Genomic DNA, 19,455 nt, shown 5'->3' on the forward strand with positions numbered 1-19,455 from the left:
CGATTGATGGTGAGGATCAGCACGGCAGTCGCGCGATCCGCGCGCCGGCGGCGCGGCGCGAATAGCGGTTGCGCCGATGTATCGGCATGGACGGCCGCATCCGCCGGCGACGAATTCGGCCGGAACCTGATCGCGTGAAGTAAACTATGCGGTTACGACGCGCAGAGTCGCCGAAAGCGTCGCGTTCTGCGCGACGCTTTTGCATTTCTGCGGCGACTTTATTGACGCTTCCCTACGCGAATCCGAGCCGCGCCCGCGCGCGGCGATAGAGCCTACGATGTCCCGAATTTCCTTGTTTCCGCGTCAGTCCCGTCTGTCGCGCGCCGTGCGCGGCGCGCTGGCGATCCTGGCACTCGGCGCGGCCGCGTCGGCCTGGGCGGCCGGCACCGTCGAACTGCCGGCTTCCGCCGCAGGTGGCCCCGCGCCGCTCACCGTGACGGTCCAGCCCGGCCAGTCGCTGAACGATCTCGCGAAGGCGGCCACGCAGTCGCACGATCCAGGCGTGCTCGCGCGCGCCGGACGCGCGCTTTTCGACGCCAACCCGCAGGCATTCATGAAGCGCGATCCGAGCCGCCTGAAAGTCGGCGCGACGCTGACGGTGCCGGCGCTCGACGCGACGGGCGCGGCGGCCGGTGCGTCAGGTGCATCGGTCGCGTCCGCGGTGGCCGCCGCGTCGGGTACGGCCGCGGCTTCGGCTGTGGCTACGCAGCATGGCGCGTCCGCGCCGCATCCGGGGTCGGCCGTGCAAACGGCGCCGGCTGCTCATGCGGCACCCGTCAGCGGCGCAAGTGTCGCTGCGGCGGCAGTCGTGGCAGGGGCATCGGCTTCGACCGGCGCGTCCGCCACGCATGGCGCGTCGACGGTCGAGCCCGTTCAGCCGGCCGCGCCTGCGGCCGGCGCAAGCGGGCCGCACGTGTGGAGCGGCGCGATTCAGTCCGCGACTCCGTCGTCCGCGAGCGAAGCCGCCATCCAGCCCGCGCAAGGCGGCCAGGCTCAAGGCATGCACGAACCATCCGCGGCGGTACCCGTCGCGGGCGCGTCGCAGCCGCGGCCGTCGAGCCTGCAGCAACTGCTCGCGCTGAAGAATCGCGTGCTGATGGAGCTGCAGAAACACGGAATCGGCAAGCCGGCCGCGACGAACAACGTTGCACCCGCGCCGGCGCCTGCTGCCCCGCGTCCCGCCGCGAATGACGGCGCATCTGCTGCCGCGTCGTCGCCCGCCGCGAGCGAGGCGGCGTCCGGCGTGGCCGCCAGTGCGGCGCAGCCGGCATCGGCCCCCGTGCAGCCGGCCGTGCCCGTGACGGCGACGCCGTCCGCGCGTGTTTCCGAACAGATCGACTGGCGCCCGGCCGCGGCGGCTGGCGCGGCGGTGGTCGTTCTCGCAGCCGGCTTCGCATGGCGCAAGCGCCGGAAAGCGCGGCGCGCCGAGGCCGTCGCCTCGGAATCCGGCGGGGCGGCTGCTTCGGATGCCGGCGCATCATCGTCGCCGGTCGAACCCGTGCCGCCGATTCTTCCCGAGACACCGGTCGCACGCGACGCAGCCGCCGATGTGAATCTTGTTTCGGCCGCTGCGGTAGCGGCAGAGGTGGCCGAAACGCGCGATCTCGACGTACCTTCGTCGCCGGAAGCGGCAACGCCGCGAGACGATCAAAAGGAAGCGCCGGCCGCGCCCGCCGCGTTGACGCCCGCCGCAGAGCCGGCACCGCACGACGCGAAGCCCGTCGCGGAGGCAACGCCCGGTCAGTCGATCGAAGCACCCGCCGCGCCGGCGACGAACGACGATCAGCACGCGGCACTGATGCAGAACGCGATCAGCGCGCTGAACAGCCTCGATATGCCGCTGCCGCCGCGTACGGCGGAAGAGCCGGCCGTTCGGGAAGGGCAAGCCGAAAGCGAGAAAATCGCAACTAACGGTCAGTCCGCGTCGCACCCGCCCGTTGGTGCGAACGATCCGTTGCCGGAGCACCCGGCCGATCAGGACGACGAGTTCGACTGGGATCCGGATGCGGCAACGCCCGCGCCGCACGCGGGCGGTGCGCCTGCGCCGTCGTCGCTGCCGCCGCTCGGCGGCGCGCAGTTCGGCGCGTTGAAGCTGGATTTCGATCTCGACCTGCCGTCCGCGCCGGGCGCCGTGCTGCCCGCGCTGACACCGGAAGAGCTCGCGCGCATCGCACGCAACAAGCTGGATCTCGCGTCCGAGTACGTCGAGCTGGGCGACCTGTCCGGCGCGCGCACGCTGCTGCAGGAAGTCGTCGATGCGAACGACGCCGCGACGCGCGACGATGCGCGCGCGCTGCTCGCGAAACTGGCGGAAGAGGCGTGATGCGGATCGCGCTGGGGATTCAGTACGACGGCGCCGCGTTCTGCGGCTGGCAGGCGCAGCCGCACGGCAAGACCGTGCAGGATGCGCTCGAGCGTGCGCTCGGCGAATTCGCGTGCGTGCCGCTGCACACGACGGTCGCGGGACGGACCGACACGGGCGTGCACGGGCTCGGGCAGGTCGTGCACTTCGACACGGACCTCGACCGCGCGGATTTCTCGTGGGTGCGCGGCACCAACGCGTTCCTGCCGCCGACCGTTTCCGTGCAGTGGGCGAAGCCGATGCCGGACACGTTCCATGCGCGTTTCTCGGCGTTCGAACGCACCTACTACTACGCGCTGTACGTGCATCCCGTGCGCTCGCCGATGCTGGCCGGCCGGGCCGGCTGGATCCACACGCCGCTCGACGACGACGCAATGCGCGTCGCCGCCGCGCACCTGATCGGCGAGCACGACTTCTCGTCGTTCCGGTCGTCGGAATGCCAGTCGAAGACGCCGGTCAAACACCTATACCAGATCGACGTGCGGCGTGCGGGCCACTTCATTCATTTCCGCTTCCGCGCGAACGCGTTCCTTCACCACATGGTGCGCAACCTGATGGGCTGTCTCGTCGCGGTCGGACGCGGCCGCTACCCGGCGGAGTGGCTCGCCGATGTGCTGGCCGGGCGCGACCGTAATCTCGCCGCGCCCACGTTCATGGCCGACGGGCTGTACCTCGCCCATGTCGGCTACCCGGCGGAATTCGCCGTCCCGCCCGCGCAGCTCGGCAGCGTGCCGTGGAGCAGCGTCTGGGCCGACCTGGACCCACAACCATGACGGATCACGCCGTGTCTTCTCCGACTCCCGCCGCGGCCGGCCTCGCGCCGCGCACGCGCATCAAGCTGTGCGGCCTGTCGCGCCCCGAGGACGTGCTGCACGCCGCCGCGCTCGGCGCCGACGCGATCGGCCTCGTGTTCTATCCGAAGAGCCCGCGTGCGGTGTCGATCGCGCAGGCGGCCGAGCTTGCACGCCTCGCGCCGCCGTTCATGTCGGTGGTCGGGCTGTTCGTGAACGCGACCGAAGCCGAGATCGAGGCGGTCGTGCGCGACGTGCCGCTCACGGTGCTGCAATTCCACGGAGACGAGACGCCCGAGCAGTGCGACGCCCTCGGCCGCACGGCACGTCTGCCGTGGTTGCGCGCGGTGCGCGTCGGCCCCTCGACGCAGCCAGCCGATTTGGTAGAATCGGCTCTTCATTATTCGAAAGCGCGCGGCCTCCTGTTCGACACCCTGGTGCCGGATTACGGCGGTAGCGGCAAGGTCTTCGATTGGTCACTTATTCCCGCAGAGCTCGCGCATCGGGCCGTTTTGAGTGGTGGCTTGAACGCGCAAAACGTCGGTGATGCGATCCGCCAGTTGCGCCCGTTTGCTGTCGATGTCTCGAGCGGCATCGAAGTGGACGGCGCGAAGGGCGTGAAGGATCACGCCCGGATGGCGGCGTTCGTACGCGCGGTGCGCGAAGCGGACGCCGGGTGATGCAAGCCGGTGCGGCCCCGACAGCGGGGCGCGCCGACCGATCGAGAGTGACACCATGTACAACCTTCCTGATGATCACGGCCACTTCGGCCCGTATGGCGGCGTGTTCGTCGCCGAAACGCTGATTCACGCGCTGGACGAACTGCGCACGGCGTACGAAAAATTCCGCAATGACCCCGATTTCGTCGCCGAGTACGAGCGCGAACTCAAGTATTTCGTCGGTCGTCCGTCGCCGATCTATCACGCGCAGCGCTGGAGCGAGATGCTCGGCGGCGCGCAGATCTACCTGAAGCGCGAGGACCTGAACCACACCGGCGCGCACAAGATCAACAACGTCATCGGCCAGGCGCTGCTCGCGAAGCGGATGGGCAAGAAGCGCGTGATCGCCGAAACCGGCGCCGGCCAGCACGGCGTCGCGACCGCGACGATCTGCGCGCGCTTCGGGATGGAGTGCATCGTCTACATGGGCGCCGAGGACGTGCGCCGCCAGGCCGCGAACGTCTACCGGATGAAGTTGCTCGGCGCGACGGTCGTGCCGGTCGAATCGGGTTCGCGGACGTTGAAGGACGCGCTGAACGAAGCGATGCGCGACTGGGTCACGAACATCGAAAGCACGTTCTACATCATCGGCACGGTCGCGGGCCCGCACCCGTATCCGGCGATGGTGCGCGACTTCCAGCGCGTGATCGGCGACGAGTGCAAGGTGCAGATGCCGGAACTCGCCGGCCGGCAGCCGGACGCGGTGATTGCGTGCGTCGGCGGCGGCTCGAACGCGATGGGCATCTTCTATCCGTACATCGACGACACGTCGGTGCAGCTGATCGGCGTCGAAGCGGCTGGCGACGGCCTCGACACCGGCCGTCACGCGGCGTCGCTGATCGCCGGCAGCCCCGGCGTGCTGCACGGCAACCGCACGTACCTGCTGCAGGACGACAACGGTCAGATCATCGAGACGCATTCGGTGTCGGCCGGGCTCGACTATCCGGGCGTCGGTCCGGAGCACGCATGGCTGAAGGACAGCGGCCGCGCGCAGTACGTGCCGATCACCGACGAAGAGGCGCTGAAGGCGTTCCACGACTGCTGCCGGATCGAGGGGATCATTCCCGCGCTCGAGTCGAGCCACGCGATCGCGTATGGCGTGAAGCTCGCGCCGACGTTGCCGAAGGACAAGATCCTGCTCGTCAACCTGTCGGGCCGTGGCGACAAGGACATGCACACGGTCGCCGAGCGATCGGGCATCGCGCTCTGACCCCGACCGATGCGTGACCTGATCGAACAACCGGGCGGCGGTGCCGCGAGCGAAGCGGAGGCGGTGCAGTCCGCCGTCGCCGTGCCGTGCGCGCTGCCGTCCGGGATCGAGCTGCACAACCGCGATTTCATGTCCGAAGCCGCGCGCCTGCCGGATGCGTCGATCGACCTGATCGTCGCCGATCCGCCGTACGGGCTCGGCAAGGACTACGGCAACGACTCGGACAAGCGCTCGGGCGACGACTTTCTCGCGTGGACGCGCGAGTGGCTCGAACTCGCGATCCCGAAGCTCAAGCCGAGCGGGTCGATGTACATCTTCTGCACGTGGCAGTACGCGCCGGAAATCTTCAGTTTCCTGAAGACGAAGCTCACGATGGTCAACGAGATCATCTGGGACCGGCGCGTGCCGAGCATGGGCGGCACGACGCGCCGTTTCACGTCGGTGCACGACAACATCGGCTTTTTCGCGGTTTCCAAGGCGTATTACTTCGATCTCGATCCGGTCCGCATCCCGTACGACGCCGACACGAAGAAGGCCCGCTCGCGCAAGCTGTTCGAAGGCAGCAAGTGGCTGGAGATGGGCTACAACCCGAAGGACGTCTGGTCGGTCTCGCGCCTGCACCGGCAGCACGCGGAGCGCGTCGATCATCCGACCCAGAAGCCGCTGGAAATCATCGAGCGGATGGTGCTCGCAAGCTGCCCGCCGGGCGGCCGCGTGCTCGATCCGTTCATGGGCAGCGGCACGACCGCGGTGGCCTGCGCACGGCAGGGGCGCGACTTCGTCGGCTACGAGATCAACGAAAGTTATTGCGCGATCGCGCACGAGCGCGTGAACGCGCTCGCCACGCCGGCGTGCGCGTGAGTCGCGCCGCCGCAGTGCCGATCGCATCAAGGAAAATTGCCATGTCCTCCCGTATCCAGCAGACCTTCGCCGCACTCGCCGAACAAGGCCACAAGGGCCTGATCCCGTTCATTACGGCCGGCGATCCCGATCCCGCGAAGACCGTCGAATTCATGCACGCGCTCGCCGAAGGCGGCGCCGATGTCATCGAGCTCGGCGTGCCGTTCTCGGACCCGATGGCCGACGGCCCGGTGATCCAGCGCTCGTCGGAGCGTGCGCTCGCGCGCGGCGTCACGCTGAAGAGCGTGCTCGCCGACGTGAAGCGCTTCCGCGAGACCGACCGGAAAACCCCCGTCGTGCTGATGGGTTATGCGAACCCGATCGAGCGGATGGGCGTCGACACGTTCGCGACCGAAGCGCAGGCGGCGGGCGTCGACGGCGTGCTCGTCGTCGACTATCCGCCCGAGGAAGCGGGCGTGTTCGCCGAGAAAATGCGTGCCGTGCAGATCGATCCGATCTTCCTGCTCGCGCCGACGTCGACCGACGCACGCATCGCCGACGTGGGCAAGATCGCGAGCGGCTACGTGTACTACGTGTCGCTCAAGGGTGTGACCGGCGCCGGAAATCTGGATGTTTCGAGCATTGCGGGTAAAATCCCGGCCATCAAGTCGCGCGTGCCGGTTCCGGTGGGCGTCGGCTTCGGCATCCGCGACGCCGAAACGGCGCGCGCGGTGGCCGAAGTGTCGGACGCCGTCGTGATCGGCAGCCGCCTGGTGCAGTTGCTCGAGAGCGCCGCGCCGGAAAGCGCCGCCGCCGCGCTGAAGACTTTCATCGCCGAGCTGCGCGCCGCCCTGGACGGCGCCGGCAAGACGGCGCGATAAACACAACACAGGAAGCGGGAACGGGCCGGTCGGCCCGCCCCGCCACGGAACAGGAAACCATACGATGAGCTGGCTCGACAAACTGTTGCCGCCGAAGATCAAGCAGACCGACCCGAAAAGCCGCAAGGGCATTCCGGAAGGCCTGTGGGTCAAGTGCCCGTCCTGCGAGGCTGTGCTGTACCGCAACGACGTGGACGCGAACCTGCACGTATGCCCGAAGTGCGATCACCACATGCGCATCGGTGCGCGCGAGCGTCTCGACGGGCTGCTCGATCCGGAAGGCCGCTATGAAATCGGCCAGGAAATCGTGCCGGTCGACTCGCTGAAGTTCAAGGACAGCCGCAAGTATCCCGATCGTCTGAAGGAAGCGATGGACGAAACCGGCGAGACCGACGCGATGGTCGTGATGGGCGGCGCGATCCACACGCTGCCCGTCGTCGCGGCCTGCTTCGAATTCTCGTTCATGGGTGGCTCGATGGGCTCGGTCGTGGGCGAGCGCTTCGCGCGCGGCGCGCAGAATGCGCTGGAGCAGCAGGTGCCGTTCATCTGCTTCACGGCGTCGGGCGGTGCGCGGATGCAGGAAAGCCTGCTGTCGCTGATGCAGATGGCCAAGACCACCGCGATGCTGACCAAGCTGGCCGAAGCCAAGCTGCCGTTCATCTCGGTGCTGACCGACCCGACGATGGGCGGCGTGTCGGCGAGCTTCGCGTTCCTCGGCGACGTCGTGATCGCCGAGCCGAAGGCGCTGATCGGCTTCGCCGGCCCGCGCGTGATCGAGCAAACGGTTCGCGAGAAACTCCCGGAAGGCTTCCAGCGCGCGGAATTTCTGCTGAAGACGGGCGCGATCGACATGATCGTCGACCGCCGCAAGATGCGCGACGAGATCGCGCAATTGCTCGCGCTGCTGCAGCGACAGCCGGCCGACGCGCTGGCCTGATTGGCGCGGCGTTGTGAACTGCGCGCGTCGCCCGGCTGAACCGCCGGGCGGCGCGTTTCGTTTTTTGGCGTAGTGGCGGTACCGATTCAGATTTGATCCGATGAGCACTTTTCCCACTCTCGACGCGTGGCTTTCGCATCTCGAACGCGCGCACCCGGTCGGCATCGACATGGGCCTCACCCGCATCGGGCAGGTCAAGGCGGCGTTGCAGCTCGAATTCGCGTGCCCCGTGATCACGGTCGGCGGCACGAACGGCAAGGGTTCGACCTGCGCGTTCCTCGAGGCGATCCTCGTTCATGCGGGCTACAAGGTCGGTTGCCACACGTCGCCGCACCTGCTCGAATTCGGCGAGCGCGCGCGCGTGAACGGCCAGCAGGTGACCGACGCCGAGCTGCTGCCGCACTTCGAAGCCGTCGAGGCGGCGCGCACGTCGCTGCCCGAGCCGGTGTCGCTCACGTACTTCGAATTCACGACGCTCGCGATCCTGCACCTGTTCGCGTCGCGCGGGCTCGACGCGGTGATCCTCGAAGTCGGCCTCGGCGGCCGGCTCGATGCGGTCAACATCATCGATACCGATTGCGCGATCGTCACGAGCATCGACATCGATCACACCGAATACCTCGGCGACACGCGCGAGAAGATCGCATTCGAGAAGGCAGGGATCTTCCGCGCGGGCAAGCCGGCGATCTGCGGCGATCCCGCGGTGCCGAACACGCTGGTCGAGCATGCCGAAGCGATCGGCGCCGACCTGTGGCTGGTCGGTCGCGATTTCCGCTACGAAGCGCAGCCGGGCGCCGAACGCCAGCAATGGAGCTACCTCGGCCGCGAGAAGCGCTATCCGGCGCTCGCGTATCCGGCGCTGCGCGGTGCGAATCAGCTGATCAATGCATCGGCCGCGCTGGCCGCGCTCGAGGCGCTGCGCCCGGTGCTGCCGGTGTCCGCGCAGGACATCCGGCTCGGGCTCGCCAACGTCGAACTGCCGGGGCGCTTCCAGGTGCTGCCCGGCAAGCCGGCGATCGTGCTGGACGTCGCGCACAACCCGCATGCGGCGGCCGTGCTCGAGCAGAATCTCGGCAACATGGGCTTCTTCCCGTACACGTACGCGGTGTTCGGCGCGATGCACGACAAGGACATCGATGGCGTGTTGCAGCATCTGAAGGGCGAGATCGACCACTGGTGCGTGACCGACCTGCCGCTGCCGCGCGCGGCGAGCGCGGAGCAGCTTGAAGCCGCGCTGCGCAAGGCCGGCGTGGAGGAGGGGGCCGATTCGAGCGTGACGCGGTTCGCGTCGCCCGCCGAAGCGTTTCGCGATGCACTAAAAAGAGCATCCGAGAATGATAGAATCGTGGTTTTCGGCAGTTTCCATACGGTGGCAGGTGTGATGGCCTACCGGAAATCGCAGCAACACTGACTGACGGGCAGTTTCGGACTCAGCCATTCATGGGAATTTTCTCGTTCGGCAAGAAAGACGACGACGCGCCCCCGCGGCGCGGCGGTCGTACCGGGGCCTCCCGGAACGTGCGCACGGAGCGCACTGAACGCGTCGAGCGACGCACGCGCCGCACCGAGCGTCCGGAATCGGACGCACTGCTCCTCGATCCGACCCTTCCAGAAAAGCAACGCGCCCGCCGGCGTCTCGTCGGCGCGATCGCGCTCGTCGTCGCCGCGGTGATCGTGCTGCCGATGGTGCTCGATTCGCACCCGAAGCCGGTGACGGACGACATCGCGATCGACATCCCGAACCGGCCCGCGCATCAGGCGGTGGCACCGCGCGACGACGATGCGTCCGACGTGCAGGCGGGCGTCGCGCACGACGAACCGCCGGCATCCGATGTCGCCGTGGCGGCCGTGCCCGCGCCCGCGGCCAAGGATGCAGCCAAGCCGGCCGCGAAGCCCGATACCACGACCCCGACGACCACGGCGAGCGTGACGCCGCCGAAGCCCGCTGCGAAGCCGGCCACGGCCGCACCCGCACCGAAGCCGGCCGCGCCGAAACCGGCGCCCGCGACGGTCGCGAACGCCGATGCCGCGGCCGACAGCGGCGACGCATCGTCGCCGGCGTCGCCGGCCGGTGCGCGCTTCGCGGTGCAGCTCGGTTCGTTCAAGGACGACGCAACGGCCCGTTCGTGGGCCACCAAGTTGAAATCGGCGGGTGTGCCCGCATATGTCGAACATCGCAAGCAGGCGGATGGCAGCACGGCTACACTGCTGCGTGCCGGCCCGTTCGCGGATCGCGCGGCGGCGTCCGCCGCGATCGCGAAGGTGCGCGAAGCCGGACTCACGCAGTAACGTGCGATGCTGACGGCTTTCGACTACGCTGTATTGGCGGTGATCGCGTTGTCTGCGCTGCGTGGCGCATGGCGCGGTTTCGTCTCGGAGATTTTCGGGTTGATCGGCTGGATCGCGGCGATTGCGATCGCGGCCCGCTATGTCGGACTGGTCGTGCCGTATATCCCGGCGAACTGGCCGGGCGGTGCGCTGACACAGTGGGTGCTGGCGTTCGCGCTGATCGTGATCGGCGTGGTGTTCGTCGCGGGTGTCGCGAACGCGCTGTTGTCGCGAATCGCGCAGGCGACGGGCCTCGGCGGAGTCGATCGCTCGCTGGGCATGATGTTCGGGCTCGTCCGCGGCTGCGTGCTGGTGGTGCTGCTGGTCGCGGCGGCCGGGCTGACCGAATTGCCCAAACAGGATTTCTGGCGCAATGCGCTATTGCGTCCTTTCGCCGAACAGGGCGTGCACGAGCTGAAGCAGCTCCTGCCCGACGGCATGGCCCAGTATGTGCGCGTGTGACGACGCGGCCGGGCAGGACGGAACCGATTTTGTCATCTTGAAGGACATGCCATGTGCGGCATCGTAGGTGTTATCTCCCAATCCCCGGTCAATCAGCTGATCTATGACAGCCTGCTGCTGCTGCAGCATCGCGGTCAGGACGCAGCGGGCATCGCGACGGCGGACGGCAGCAATTTCCACATGTACAAGGCGAACGGCATGGTGCGCGACGTGTTCCGCACGCGCAACATGCGCAGCCTGCCCGGCACCTTCGGCATCGGCCAGGTCCGTTATCCGACGGCCGGCTCGGCGTCGAGCGAAGCCGAGGCGCAGCCGTTCTACGTGAACGCGCCGTTCGGGATCATCCTCGCGCACAACGGCAACCTGACGAACTGGGAACAGCTGAAGGACGAGATGTTCCGGATCGACCGCCGGCACATCAACACCAATTCCGACAGCGAAGTGCTGCTCAACGTGTTCGCGCACGAGCTGCAGCTGTCGACGACGGGCCTCGAGCTCGATCCGGCCGCGGTGTTCAAGGCGGTCGCGGGCGTGCATCGCCGCCTGCAGGGCTCGTACGCGATCGTGTCGCTGATCGCCGGCTACGGCCTGCTCGCGTTCCGCGATCCATTCGGCATCCGCCCGCTCTGCATCGGCAAGCTCGAGACCGAACACGGCACCGAGTGGATGGTTGCGTCGGAGTCGGTGGCGGTCGAAGGCATCGGGTTCGAATTCGTGCGCGACGTGCAGCCGGGTGAAGCGATCTTCATCGACAAGGCCGGCAACTTCCACAGCCAGCAGTGCGCGGAGCACCCGACGCTGAATCCGTGCATGTTCGAATACGTGTATCTCGCGCGTCCGGATTCGTGCCTCGACGGCGTGCCCGTCTACAACGTGCGCCTGCGCATGGGCGATTACCTCGCCGAGAAGATCAAGCGCGAGCTGCCGAACGTGCCGATCGACGTCGTGATGCCGATTCCCGATTCGTCGCGTCCGGCCGCGATGCAGGTCGCCGCGAAGCTCGGCGTCGAGTATCGCGAAGGCTTCTTCAAGAACCGCTACGTCGGCCGCACCTTCATCATGCCGGGCCAGGCCGTGCGCAAGAAGTCGGTGCGCCAGAAGCTCAATGCGATGAGCATCGAGTTCAAGGACAAGAACGTGCTGATCGTCGACGACTCGATCGTGCGCGGCACGACCTCGCACGAGATCGTGCAGATGGCGCGCGATGCGGGCGCGAAGTCGGTGATCTTCGCGTCGGCGGCACCGCCCGTGAAGTTCCCGAACGTGTACGGCATCGACATGCCGACGCGCGGTGAGCTGGTCGCCCACGGCCGCACCGACGATGAAGTCGCGAAGATCATCGGCGCCGACTACCTGATCTATCAGGACGTCGACGACCTGCGCCGCGCGGTGCGCGACATCAACCCGAAGCTTGAGCGCTTCGAGGCGTCGTGCTTCGACGGCAACTACATCACCGGCGCCGTGACGCCCGAGTACCTCGATGCGATCGAGCGCGCGCGTCTCGCACCGGCGTCGCAGGCCGATCGCGACACGGCCGGCGATGCCGCGCGTTCGCAGATGAACCTGCAACTGTCGGTCGAGTGATGCCGGCGCACGCTTCCGACGAAGCGTGATAGGATGGCGCCTTGCGTCGATTTGATTCAGCTTGCGGACGCGGGGCGACTTCCCAAAACAGCTAAAGCGAAGGCCGGCGGCAGCCGGCCCGAGTCGATCGCTGTCGTACCGCACCGAAGCCCGCTGATGCCGACGCATAGCGGGCTTTTTGTTTTGGCCTGATTTTGTGGCTGGGTGCGCGCCCGATGCATGACCCGCGGCGCGACCCTCGAATACGGAAAACGGAACATGGACGACTCCCTCAACTTCGACACGCTCGCCGTGCGCGCGGGCACGCTGCGCAGCAACTTCAACGAGCATTCGGAAGCGCTGTTCCTCACGTCGAGCTTCTGCTTCACGAGCGCGGCCGAGGCGGCCGAGCGCTTCGCGAATTCGGAAGACTATTTCACTTATTCGCGCTTCACGAACCCGACCGTCACCATGTTCCAGGATCGTCTCGCCGCGCTCGAAGGCGGCGAGGCCTGCATCGCGACGGCGTCGGGCATGGCCGCGATCATGTCGGTCGTGATGTCCGCGCTGCAGGCGGGCGATCACCTCGTCAGCTCGCGCAGCCTGTTCGGCTCGACGCTCGGGATGTTCTCGCAGATCTTCAGCAAGTTCGGCATCACGACGACCTTCGTCGATCCGACCGACCTGAATGCATGGCAGGAAGCGGTGCGGCCCGAGACGAAGATGTTCTTCCTCGAAACGCCGTCGAACCCGCTGACCGAACTCGCCGACATCGAGGCGATCGGCAAGATCGCGAAGGCCGCGAACGCGCTGTTCGTCGTCGACAACTGTTTCTGCAGCCCGGTGCTGCAGCAGCCGCTGAAGCTCGGCGCGGACGTCGTGATGCACTCGGCGACGAAGTTCCTCGACGGGCAGGGCCGCGTGCTCGGCGGCGCGCTGGTCGGCTCGAAGGAATTCATCATGGGCAAGGTGTTCCCGTTCGTGCGCAGCGCGGGGCCGACGCTGTCGGCGTTCAACGCGTGGGTGCTGCTGAAGGGGATGGAGACGCTGTCGCTGCGCGTCGAGAAGCAGTCGGCGAACGCGCTCGAAATCGCGCGCTGGCTCGATTCGCATCCGGCCGTCGCGCGCGTGTTCTATCCGGGGCTCGAATCGCATCCGCAGCACGAACTCGCGAAGCGCCAGCAGAAGGCGGGCGGCGCGATCGTGTCGTTCGAGCTGAAGGGTGACACGCCCGAGCAGCAGCGCGCGAATGCGTGGCGCGTGATCGACGGCACGAAGCTGATCTCGATCACCGGCAACCTCGGCGACACGCGCACGACGATCACGCACCCGGCGACGACGACGCATGCTCGCGTCACGCCTGAAGCGCGTGCGGCCGCGGGGATCACCGAAGGGCTGATCCGCCTCGCGGTCGGTCTGGAAAACGCGGGCGACCTGCGCAACGATCTCGCGCGCGGCCTCGAAGGCTGAGCGCGGCGGCAGGTTTCAAGGCCGACATGAGACGGGCCGCTCGATCAGATCGAGCGGCCCGTTTTCTTTTGGCCTGCGTCGCGCGCGTTGACGGAATCAGCCGGCCTGCGCGGACTGCGGCACGTCGCGCATCGCTTCCATCATCCAGCGCAGGGTGTCGTCGAGCGGCGTCACCGGCAGCTCGCCCACCGCGCGCCGCAGCTTGTCGCGCGACCCGCTCAGTCGCTTCACCTCGTTGTGCCGCACGAAACGCGGATCGATCGTCACGTCGATCACGTAACCGGCGATCCGCGACAGCATCGCCAGCACTTCCTTCAGCGAATACGCGCGCTCCGAGCAGACGTTGAACGTCTCGCCGGCCGGCGCGGCTTCGAGCAGCTTCAGATAGGCGGCCGTCACGTCGCGCACGTCGGAGAAATCGCGGCTCACGTCGAGATTGCCGAGCGAGATGCGCGGCGCATTGCGCGCATAGTGCGACACGAGTTTCGGCAGCAGATACGCATCGTCCTGGCCGACGCCGGTGTAGTTGAACGGCCGCGCGATCACGATCGGCAGGCGGTCGGCCCATAGCTTCGCCGCGTATTCCATCGCGAGCTTGCTGACCGCATAGTCGTTTGCAGGGGCGGGTGCGACGGTTTCGTCGAGCACGCCGGCCGTCGAATTGCCATAGATGTTCGCGCTGCTGGCGAGCAGCACCGCCGACGGACGACGGTCGAGGCCCGCGAGCGCGGCCAGCAGGTTGCGCGTGCCGACGATGTTGACCGCGTAAGTCTGCGACGGCTCGTCCTGCGCGACGTGCGCACGCGCAGCCAGATGCACGACCGCATCGGGTCGCGCATCGGCGGCCGCGGCGCGCATCGCGTGCGCGTCGAGCAGGTCGACCGGCAGCAGCGTGCAGTTCGCGAATGCCGGATCGTCCGGCCGCGCCGCGCCGGGCGCCACGGTGCCCCACACGTCGTAGCCGGCCGCCTTGAGGCGCTGCGCCATGTAGCGGCCGGTGAAGCCCGTCAGGCCCGTGACGAACGCACGGCGCGACGAGCGTCCGGCATCAGTACGTGTCATGGTGACGATTCCGCGTCAGGTCCGCTTCCACCATCATCTGGCAAAGCTGCTCGAGCGTCGTTTCCGGCGCCCAGCCGAGCTTGGATTTTGCCTTGTCCGCGCAGCCGATCAGCAGGTCGACTTCGGCAGGGCGGTAGAACTTCGGATTCACTTCGACGAGCACGTTGCCGTTCGATGCGTCGAGGCCGCGTTCCTGTTCGCCCTTGCCGGTCCATTCGATCTGATAGCCGGCGGCCGCGAACGCCATCTGCACGAAGTCGCGCACGGTCTCGGTGCGGTTGGTCGCGAGCACGTAGGTGTCGGGCTCGTCGACCTGCAGCATCCGCCACATCCCTTCGACGTATTCGAGCGCGAAGCCCCAGTCGCGCTTGGCGTCGAGGTTGCCGAGTTCGAGTTTGGTCGCCTTGCCGAGCTTGATCTTCGCGACGGTGTCGGTGATCTTGCGCGTGACGAACTCGCGGCCGCGCAGCGGCGATTCGTGGTTGAACAGGATGCCGCTGCAGCCGAACAGGTCGTAGGACTCGCGGTAGTTCACGGTCATCCAGTGCGCGTACAGCTTCGCGACGCCGTACGGGCTGCGCGGGTAGAAGGCGGTCGTTTCAGTCTGCGGAATCGCCTGCACCTTGCCGAACATCTCGGACGTCGATGCCTGGTAGAAGCGCGTCTTCGGGCTCACCACGCGGATCGCCTCGAGCAGGTTCAGCGGGCCGATGCCGGTGACCTCGGCGGTCGTGGCCGGCTGATCGAACGACACGCCGACGAAGCTCTGCGCAGCCAGGTTGTACAGCTCGTCGGGCTGCGTGCGTTCGAGCAGCCGCAGGCTGGAGCCGGCATCCGTCAGGTCGTGCTCGACGAGCGACAGGTTCGGGTGCGTGTCGACGCCGAGCTCGGCGATGCGCCAGAAGTTCACCGAGCTGGTGCGGCGGTAGGTGCCCGTGACCTCGTAGCCCTTGTCGAGCAGCAGCTTGGTCAGGTAGGCGCCGTCCTGCCCGGTGATCCCCGTGATGATGGCCTTCTTGCGAGTTTGGCTCATGGCAATGTCCTGGTCGAATCGATGGATTGAGAAATTCAGGCGGTCGTGCGCGCGGCGGCGGGCACCGTGGCGCGTGCGGGGCCGCGCGTCAGGCGCCGCTCGAAGCCGTACCAGCTCACGGTGGCGTACGCGAGCGTGATGGCGAGGGCGAGCGCGGCCGTGACGAAGCGGTTCAGGTGCAGCGGCCACAGCGCGTACAGCACGCTCAGGTGAATCAGGTAGACGGTGTAGCTGACGGTGCCGACGTACACGAGCAGCGGGTTCGTCAGCGCGCGCTGGACGAAGCCGCGTCCGCGCAGCGCGATCACGACGATCGACGTGCACAGCAGCAGCGAGACGCTGTAGAGCGCGGCGTTCGACAGCGGCGTGTTCGCCGCGCGGAAACGCGGGAACGACAGGTGCAGCCAGCCGAGGATCGCGAGCGCCACGAGCGCGCCGACGATCGCGAGCGGATAGAACGGCTCCAGCGCGCGCCGGTCGCGGCGCAGCACGATCGCGAGCAGCGCACCGGCGGCGAGCAGGTCCATCCGGAACGGCGTCAGGTAGTAGATCGGCCAGAACGAATCGAACCACGGCGTCGCGATCGCGCGCAGCACGGGCGCCGCGACGATCAGCGCGGCGGCGATCCACAGCAGCGCGCGTTCCGAACACCACAGCACGACGAACGGCCAGAAGATGTAGAACTGCTCCTCGACGGCGAGCGACCACAGCACGTTCAGGCTGTCGTGACCGATGCTGCCGAGCGACAGCCCGATGTTGGTCGAGAAGAACGCGAACCACGGCCAGTGCGGCAGCCAGCTTGCGCCGAACAGCAGCGTCGACACGACCAGCAGCAGCACGTACGGCGGCAGGATCCGGCGTACGCGGCGCGCGTAGAAGTGGCTGAAGTACGACTGTCCGCGCGCCTTGCGATCGAGCAGGATGCCGGTGATCAGCAGGCCGCTCAGCACGAAGAACAGGTCGACGCCCATCCACAGCGGCGCCTTCAGCGCATGTTGCAGGAACACGGCGCCGACGGCGATCGCGCGCAGCCCGTCGAGCTGCACGATGCGGCCGTGTTGCGGCGGGGCGAGGTCGGCGGTGCGCGAGATGCCCGTCATCGCGCCGCTCCTTCGCGACGCGCGGCCGATGCCGTGGCGCGCCGCGCATCCGATGCGTGAACGTAATGCATGCGTTTAAATGAAATATTGAATCGAAATCGATTCTAGGGAAAAGAAATCGGCAAAAAAACGCATGTCATTTATCCGGCTGAAAAGATTCGAATGCCGGTCGTTTCAATCGCGACATGAAAGGTTTGCAGGCTACGCGCCCCGGCGGGCGGGCTGGAACGGCATTTTCTACGGATTGCCGCGTGAAAGGCGGTCGATATTTCCGCTTTGCCGGGCCAATTTCTCGTTGTTCCGGATCGATATTTCAGGTGGAAACATCCCCAAATATTTCCAAATTTCTTGTGATTATTTTTGCTTGTAACCTGCATCGCGACGTTTGAAACCTATTTAGCGACAGGGCATCGAGTGCAGGCAGCATGCCGCGCCGCCGGTCGCTTCCGCATCGAGTCTGGAGAGCGCATTGCGACGTCTGATTCTGGTTGGCATGACGGTATGCGCGGCGCTGTCCGCGAGCGCCGCATCGGCTGAAACCGTGTTGCCCGCGACCACGTCGTGGATCGGCAACACGTTCGGCTATGGCGACGGCAGCTGGACGCAGATCGACATTCGCGCGATCGCGGTAACGCCCGACGGCAAGGTGTATACGAACGCGCCGTGGGACGAGAGCGGCGCCGAGGCGAGCGTCTACCAGGACGGGAAGATGCTCGGCTTCGCCGGCGGCACGCACGGCTGGGGCAACCTCGGCGGCAACGCGGTCGCAGTGAACGGCAAGTATGCGTACGTCGCGATCGGCGTCGGCAACGAGCGCGGCCATCTGCAGTCGCCCGGCATCTGGCCGGACAAGGGCAAGCAGTGGTTCGGCATTTCGCGCCGCACGATCGGCGACATGAAGCAGCCGGCGCCGTTCCGCGCCGCGCCGCAGGTCGCGCCGGGCGGGCGCGCCGATGCCGGCCGCGCGCGCATGGCCGCCAGCTTCATGATGGTCAACGAGGTGCCGGCCCCGGCCCGGTCGGAAGTGGGCGAGGCGAAGGCGGAAGTCGGCGGCCTCGCGGCCGACGACAAGACGCTGTTCTCGACGAATCCGTCGCATGACGCGGTGGACGTGTACGACGCCGAGACGATGCAGAAGAAGGCCACCTGGAGCGCGCATGAGCCGGGCCGCATCGCGCTCGCCGGCGACGGCACGCTGTGGCTGCTCACCGATACGATCGGCGGGCCCGCGCGCCTCGTGCACGTGCGCGCGGACGGCCGCAAGCTCGACGACGCGCCTGCGCTGCCCGACGGCACCGAGGCGGTGGACGTGGCGGTCGACGCGAAAGGGCGCGTGCTGGTCGCGGACAACGGGCCGCGCCAGCAGGTGCTGATCTTCTCGAAAGGCGGCAAGGGCTATGCGCCGTCGGGCACGCTCGGCGAGCGAGGCGGAATCTTCGCGGGCCCGGTGCCCGGCCGTCCGGGGCCGCAGCGCTTCAACGGGCTGACGGGCGTGGGCGTCGATCGCGCGGGCAACGTGTACGTGTCGATGAACGGCATCGGGCCGCGTCACGACACGATCGGCGCGGGGCTCGGCGCGGTGCTCGAGAGCTATACGCCGGACGGCAAGCTGCGCTGGCAGGTGCAGGGGCTGCTGTTCGTCGACGGCGCGTGGCTCGATCCGGCGCGGCCGAACAGTGTGTATACGGGCAACAAACGCTTCGAGCTCGATTTGTCGAAGCCGCCTGGCCAGGACTGGAAATACGCCGGCTTCCTGTCGAACCGCTTCAAGTATCCGGACGATCCCGTGTTCCACACGGACCAGTATCCCGGCATGCCGTTCGCGCGGCGCGTCGACGGCCGCACGTTCCTGTACCTGACCGACATGTACGCCGACCACCTGAAGATCTACCGCTTCGACGCGAAGCGCGACGGCGAGGTCGCGATTCCGTCGGGCCTGATCGCGGGCCGCGCGCGGCCGGTCGACAAGGTACCGAACAAGCCGCCGGGCGGCGACTGGATCTGGCGCGACGCGAACGGCAACGGCCGGCTCGACGAGGACGAATTCACGACCAACACGACCGGCAAGGCAAAGGCGGGCGGCTGGGGCTGGTGGGTCGACACGAAGGGCGACATCTGGCGCACGAGCGACGTGCGCGGAATTCATCGCTTCGCCTATGGCGGCGTCGACAAGGCCGGCAACCCGATCTACTCGTACGACAAGGTCACGACCTATCCGATGCCGCAGCCGTTCACGCAGCTGCGCCGCGCGATCTACGAGCCGCAGACGGACACGCTGTACGTGACGGGCTACACGGCCGACGCGCCGCCGCAGCCGGGCATCAACAAGGAAGTCGGCCGCGTGCTGGTGCGCTTCGACAAGTGGTCGACCGGCTCGCCGGTGGTGCGCTATACGGTCGCGCTGCCGTGGCAGCTCGACGCGAAGCCGATCCTCGACCTGATCGGCATCACGGTCGAAGGCCGCTACATCTTCACGGTGGAGCCGGTCGGCAAGATCCACGTGTACGACAAGGAAACCGGCAAGGAAGTCGGCGTGATGAGCCCGGGCGCGGAGGTCGGCAAGGCGTCGGGCTGGGTCGACGTGCCGTTCGGCATCAGCGCGTTCCGGCGCGAGAACGGCGAATACCTGGTGTTCGTCGAGGAAGACGCGCGCGGCAAGGTGCTGATGTATCGCTGGAAACCGTGACGGGCGGCGCG

General features: G+C 67.4%; 16 protein-coding genes. 13 read left to right on the forward strand and 3 right to left on the reverse strand.

Annotated elements, in window-relative coordinates; translation table 11 throughout:
* The first annotated feature begins 277 nt into the window (after positions 1-277).
* The 12 genes from WS87_RS20690 to WS87_RS20745 all read left to right on the forward strand — a co-directional run bounded on the left by WS87_RS20690 (position 278) and on the right by WS87_RS20745 (position 13,563).
* Complete coding sequence (locus tag WS87_RS20690) at positions 278-2,323, forward strand: FimV/HubP family polar landmark protein (RefSeq protein ID WP_059818798.1); 2,046 nt, start codon at positions 278-280, stop codon at positions 2,321-2,323.
* Positions 2,323-3,135 carry a tRNA pseudouridine(38-40) synthase TruA gene (gene truA, locus WS87_RS20695; protein WP_059818799.1) on the forward strand — a complete coding sequence of 271 codons (813 nt, stop codon included), beginning with the start codon at positions 2,323-2,325 and terminating at the stop codon, positions 3,133-3,135. Before WS87_RS20690 ends, truA begins: the two co-directional genes overlap by 1 nt.
* Entirely contained in the window at positions 3,132-3,833 is a 702-nt protein-coding gene (locus WS87_RS20700) for a phosphoribosylanthranilate isomerase (RefSeq protein ID WP_059818800.1), read from the forward strand. The genes truA and WS87_RS20700 overlap by 4 nt, the downstream gene beginning before the upstream one ends.
* Before the next feature lie 55 nt (positions 3,834-3,888).
* Complete coding sequence (gene trpB, locus WS87_RS20705) at positions 3,889-5,082, forward strand: tryptophan synthase subunit beta (protein WP_059524753.1); 1,194 nt, start codon at positions 3,889-3,891, stop codon at positions 5,080-5,082.
* A gap of 9 nt (positions 5,083-5,091) precedes the next feature.
* On the forward strand, positions 5,092-5,943 hold the full coding sequence (locus WS87_RS20710) for a DNA-methyltransferase (protein WP_059524755.1): 852 nt from the start codon (positions 5,092-5,094) through the stop codon (positions 5,941-5,943).
* Between the two features lie 41 nt (positions 5,944-5,984).
* Positions 5,985-6,803 carry a tryptophan synthase subunit alpha gene (gene trpA / locus WS87_RS20715; protein ID WP_059818801.1) on the forward strand — a complete coding sequence of 273 codons (819 nt, stop codon included), beginning with the start codon at positions 5,985-5,987 and terminating at the stop codon, positions 6,801-6,803.
* A 64-nt stretch (positions 6,804-6,867) separates the two neighbouring features.
* Entirely contained in the window at positions 6,868-7,740 is an 873-nt protein-coding gene (accD, locus tag WS87_RS20720) for an acetyl-CoA carboxylase, carboxyltransferase subunit beta (RefSeq protein ID WP_044843820.1), read from the forward strand.
* Positions 7,741-7,840: 100 nt separating this feature from the next.
* The gene (folC, locus tag WS87_RS20725) at positions 7,841-9,151 is read left to right on the forward strand and encodes a bifunctional tetrahydrofolate synthase/dihydrofolate synthase (protein ID WP_059818802.1); all 1,311 of its coding nucleotides are present in this window, start codon (positions 7,841-7,843) and stop codon (positions 9,149-9,151) included.
* A gap of 29 nt (positions 9,152-9,180) precedes the next feature.
* A complete protein-coding gene (locus tag WS87_RS20730) occupies positions 9,181-10,029 on the forward strand; it encodes an SPOR domain-containing protein (protein ID WP_059818803.1) in 849 nt (282 codons plus the stop codon).
* A gap of 6 nt (positions 10,030-10,035) precedes the next feature.
* The gene (locus WS87_RS20735) at positions 10,036-10,530 is read left to right on the forward strand and encodes a CvpA family protein (protein WP_059524763.1); all 495 of its coding nucleotides are present in this window, start codon (positions 10,036-10,038) and stop codon (positions 10,528-10,530) included.
* A 51-nt stretch (positions 10,531-10,581) separates the two neighbouring features.
* On the forward strand, positions 10,582-12,114 hold the full coding sequence (gene purF / locus WS87_RS20740) for an amidophosphoribosyltransferase (protein WP_059818804.1): 1,533 nt from the start codon (positions 10,582-10,584) through the stop codon (positions 12,112-12,114).
* 258 nt (positions 12,115-12,372) lie between these two features.
* Complete coding sequence (locus WS87_RS20745) at positions 12,373-13,563, forward strand: O-succinylhomoserine sulfhydrylase (protein ID WP_059525647.1); 1,191 nt, start codon at positions 12,373-12,375, stop codon at positions 13,561-13,563.
* 96 nt (positions 13,564-13,659) lie between these two features.
* On the opposite strand, the gene WS87_RS20750 is transcribed toward WS87_RS20745, so the two are convergent.
* Genes WS87_RS20750 through WS87_RS20760 form a run of 3 tightly spaced genes read right to left on the reverse strand, consistent with a single transcriptional unit; the run spans position 13,660 to position 16,758 of the window.
* On the reverse strand, positions 13,660-14,625 hold the full coding sequence (locus WS87_RS20750) for an NAD-dependent epimerase/dehydratase family protein (protein WP_059818805.1): 966 nt from the start codon (positions 14,623-14,625) through the stop codon (positions 13,660-13,662).
* Positions 14,612-15,658 carry a GDP-mannose 4,6-dehydratase gene (gene gmd / locus WS87_RS20755; RefSeq protein ID WP_059524769.1) on the reverse strand — a complete coding sequence of 349 codons (1,047 nt, stop codon included), beginning with the start codon at positions 15,656-15,658 and terminating at the stop codon, positions 14,612-14,614. The genes WS87_RS20750 and gmd overlap by 14 nt, the downstream gene beginning before the upstream one ends.
* Positions 15,659-15,693: 35 nt before the next feature.
* Positions 15,694-16,758: an acyltransferase family protein gene (locus WS87_RS20760; protein ID WP_059818806.1), complete on the reverse strand. Its 1,065-nt coding sequence runs from the start codon at positions 16,756-16,758 to the stop codon at positions 15,694-15,696.
* Positions 16,759-17,251: 493 nt separating this feature from the next.
* Here WS87_RS20760 and WS87_RS20765 point away from each other — a divergent pair, with 493 nt between their 5' ends.
* Positions 17,252-19,444, forward strand: coding sequence for a hypothetical protein (locus tag WS87_RS20765; RefSeq protein ID WP_059818807.1), 2,193 nt, complete (start codon positions 17,252-17,254; stop codon positions 19,442-19,444).
* Positions 19,445-19,455 lie beyond the last annotated feature (11 nt).

The organism is Burkholderia sp. MSMB0856 (assembly GCF_001524645.2).
In the GTDB taxonomy this organism is placed as follows: Bacteria; Pseudomonadota; Gammaproteobacteria; order Burkholderiales; family Burkholderiaceae; genus Burkholderia; species Burkholderia diffusa.

Coding starts and splice junctions, on each gene's coding strand:
- WS87_RS20690 (WP_059818798.1), top strand. CDS start 278: ATGTCCCGAATTTCCTTGTTTCCGCGTCAGTCCCGTCTGTCGCGCGCC.
- truA (WP_059818799.1), top strand. CDS start 2,323: ATGCGGATCGCGCTGGGGATTCAGTACGACGGCGCCGCGTTCTGCGGC.
- WS87_RS20700 (WP_059818800.1), top strand. CDS start 3,132: ATGACGGATCACGCCGTGTCTTCTCCGACTCCCGCCGCGGCCGGCCTC.
- trpB (WP_059524753.1), top strand. CDS start 3,889: ATGTACAACCTTCCTGATGATCACGGCCACTTCGGCCCGTATGGCGGC.
- WS87_RS20710 (WP_059524755.1), top strand. CDS start 5,092: ATGCGTGACCTGATCGAACAACCGGGCGGCGGTGCCGCGAGCGAAGCG.
- trpA (WP_059818801.1), top strand. CDS start 5,985: ATGTCCTCCCGTATCCAGCAGACCTTCGCCGCACTCGCCGAACAAGGC.
- accD (WP_044843820.1), top strand. CDS start 6,868: ATGAGCTGGCTCGACAAACTGTTGCCGCCGAAGATCAAGCAGACCGAC.
- folC (WP_059818802.1), top strand. CDS start 7,841: ATGAGCACTTTTCCCACTCTCGACGCGTGGCTTTCGCATCTCGAACGC.
- WS87_RS20730 (WP_059818803.1), top strand. CDS start 9,181: ATGGGAATTTTCTCGTTCGGCAAGAAAGACGACGACGCGCCCCCGCGG.
- WS87_RS20735 (WP_059524763.1), top strand. CDS start 10,036: ATGCTGACGGCTTTCGACTACGCTGTATTGGCGGTGATCGCGTTGTCT.
- purF (WP_059818804.1), top strand. CDS start 10,582: ATGTGCGGCATCGTAGGTGTTATCTCCCAATCCCCGGTCAATCAGCTG.
- WS87_RS20745 (WP_059525647.1), top strand. CDS start 12,373: ATGGACGACTCCCTCAACTTCGACACGCTCGCCGTGCGCGCGGGCACG.
- WS87_RS20750 (WP_059818805.1), bottom strand. CDS start 14,625: ATGACACGTACTGATGCCGGACGCTCGTCGCGCCGTGCGTTCGTCACG.
- gmd (WP_059524769.1), bottom strand. CDS start 15,658: ATGAGCCAAACTCGCAAGAAGGCCATCATCACGGGGATCACCGGGCAG.
- WS87_RS20760 (WP_059818806.1), bottom strand. CDS start 16,758: ATGACGGGCATCTCGCGCACCGCCGACCTCGCCCCGCCGCAACACGGC.
- WS87_RS20765 (WP_059818807.1), top strand. CDS start 17,252: ATGACGGTATGCGCGGCGCTGTCCGCGAGCGCCGCATCGGCTGAAACC.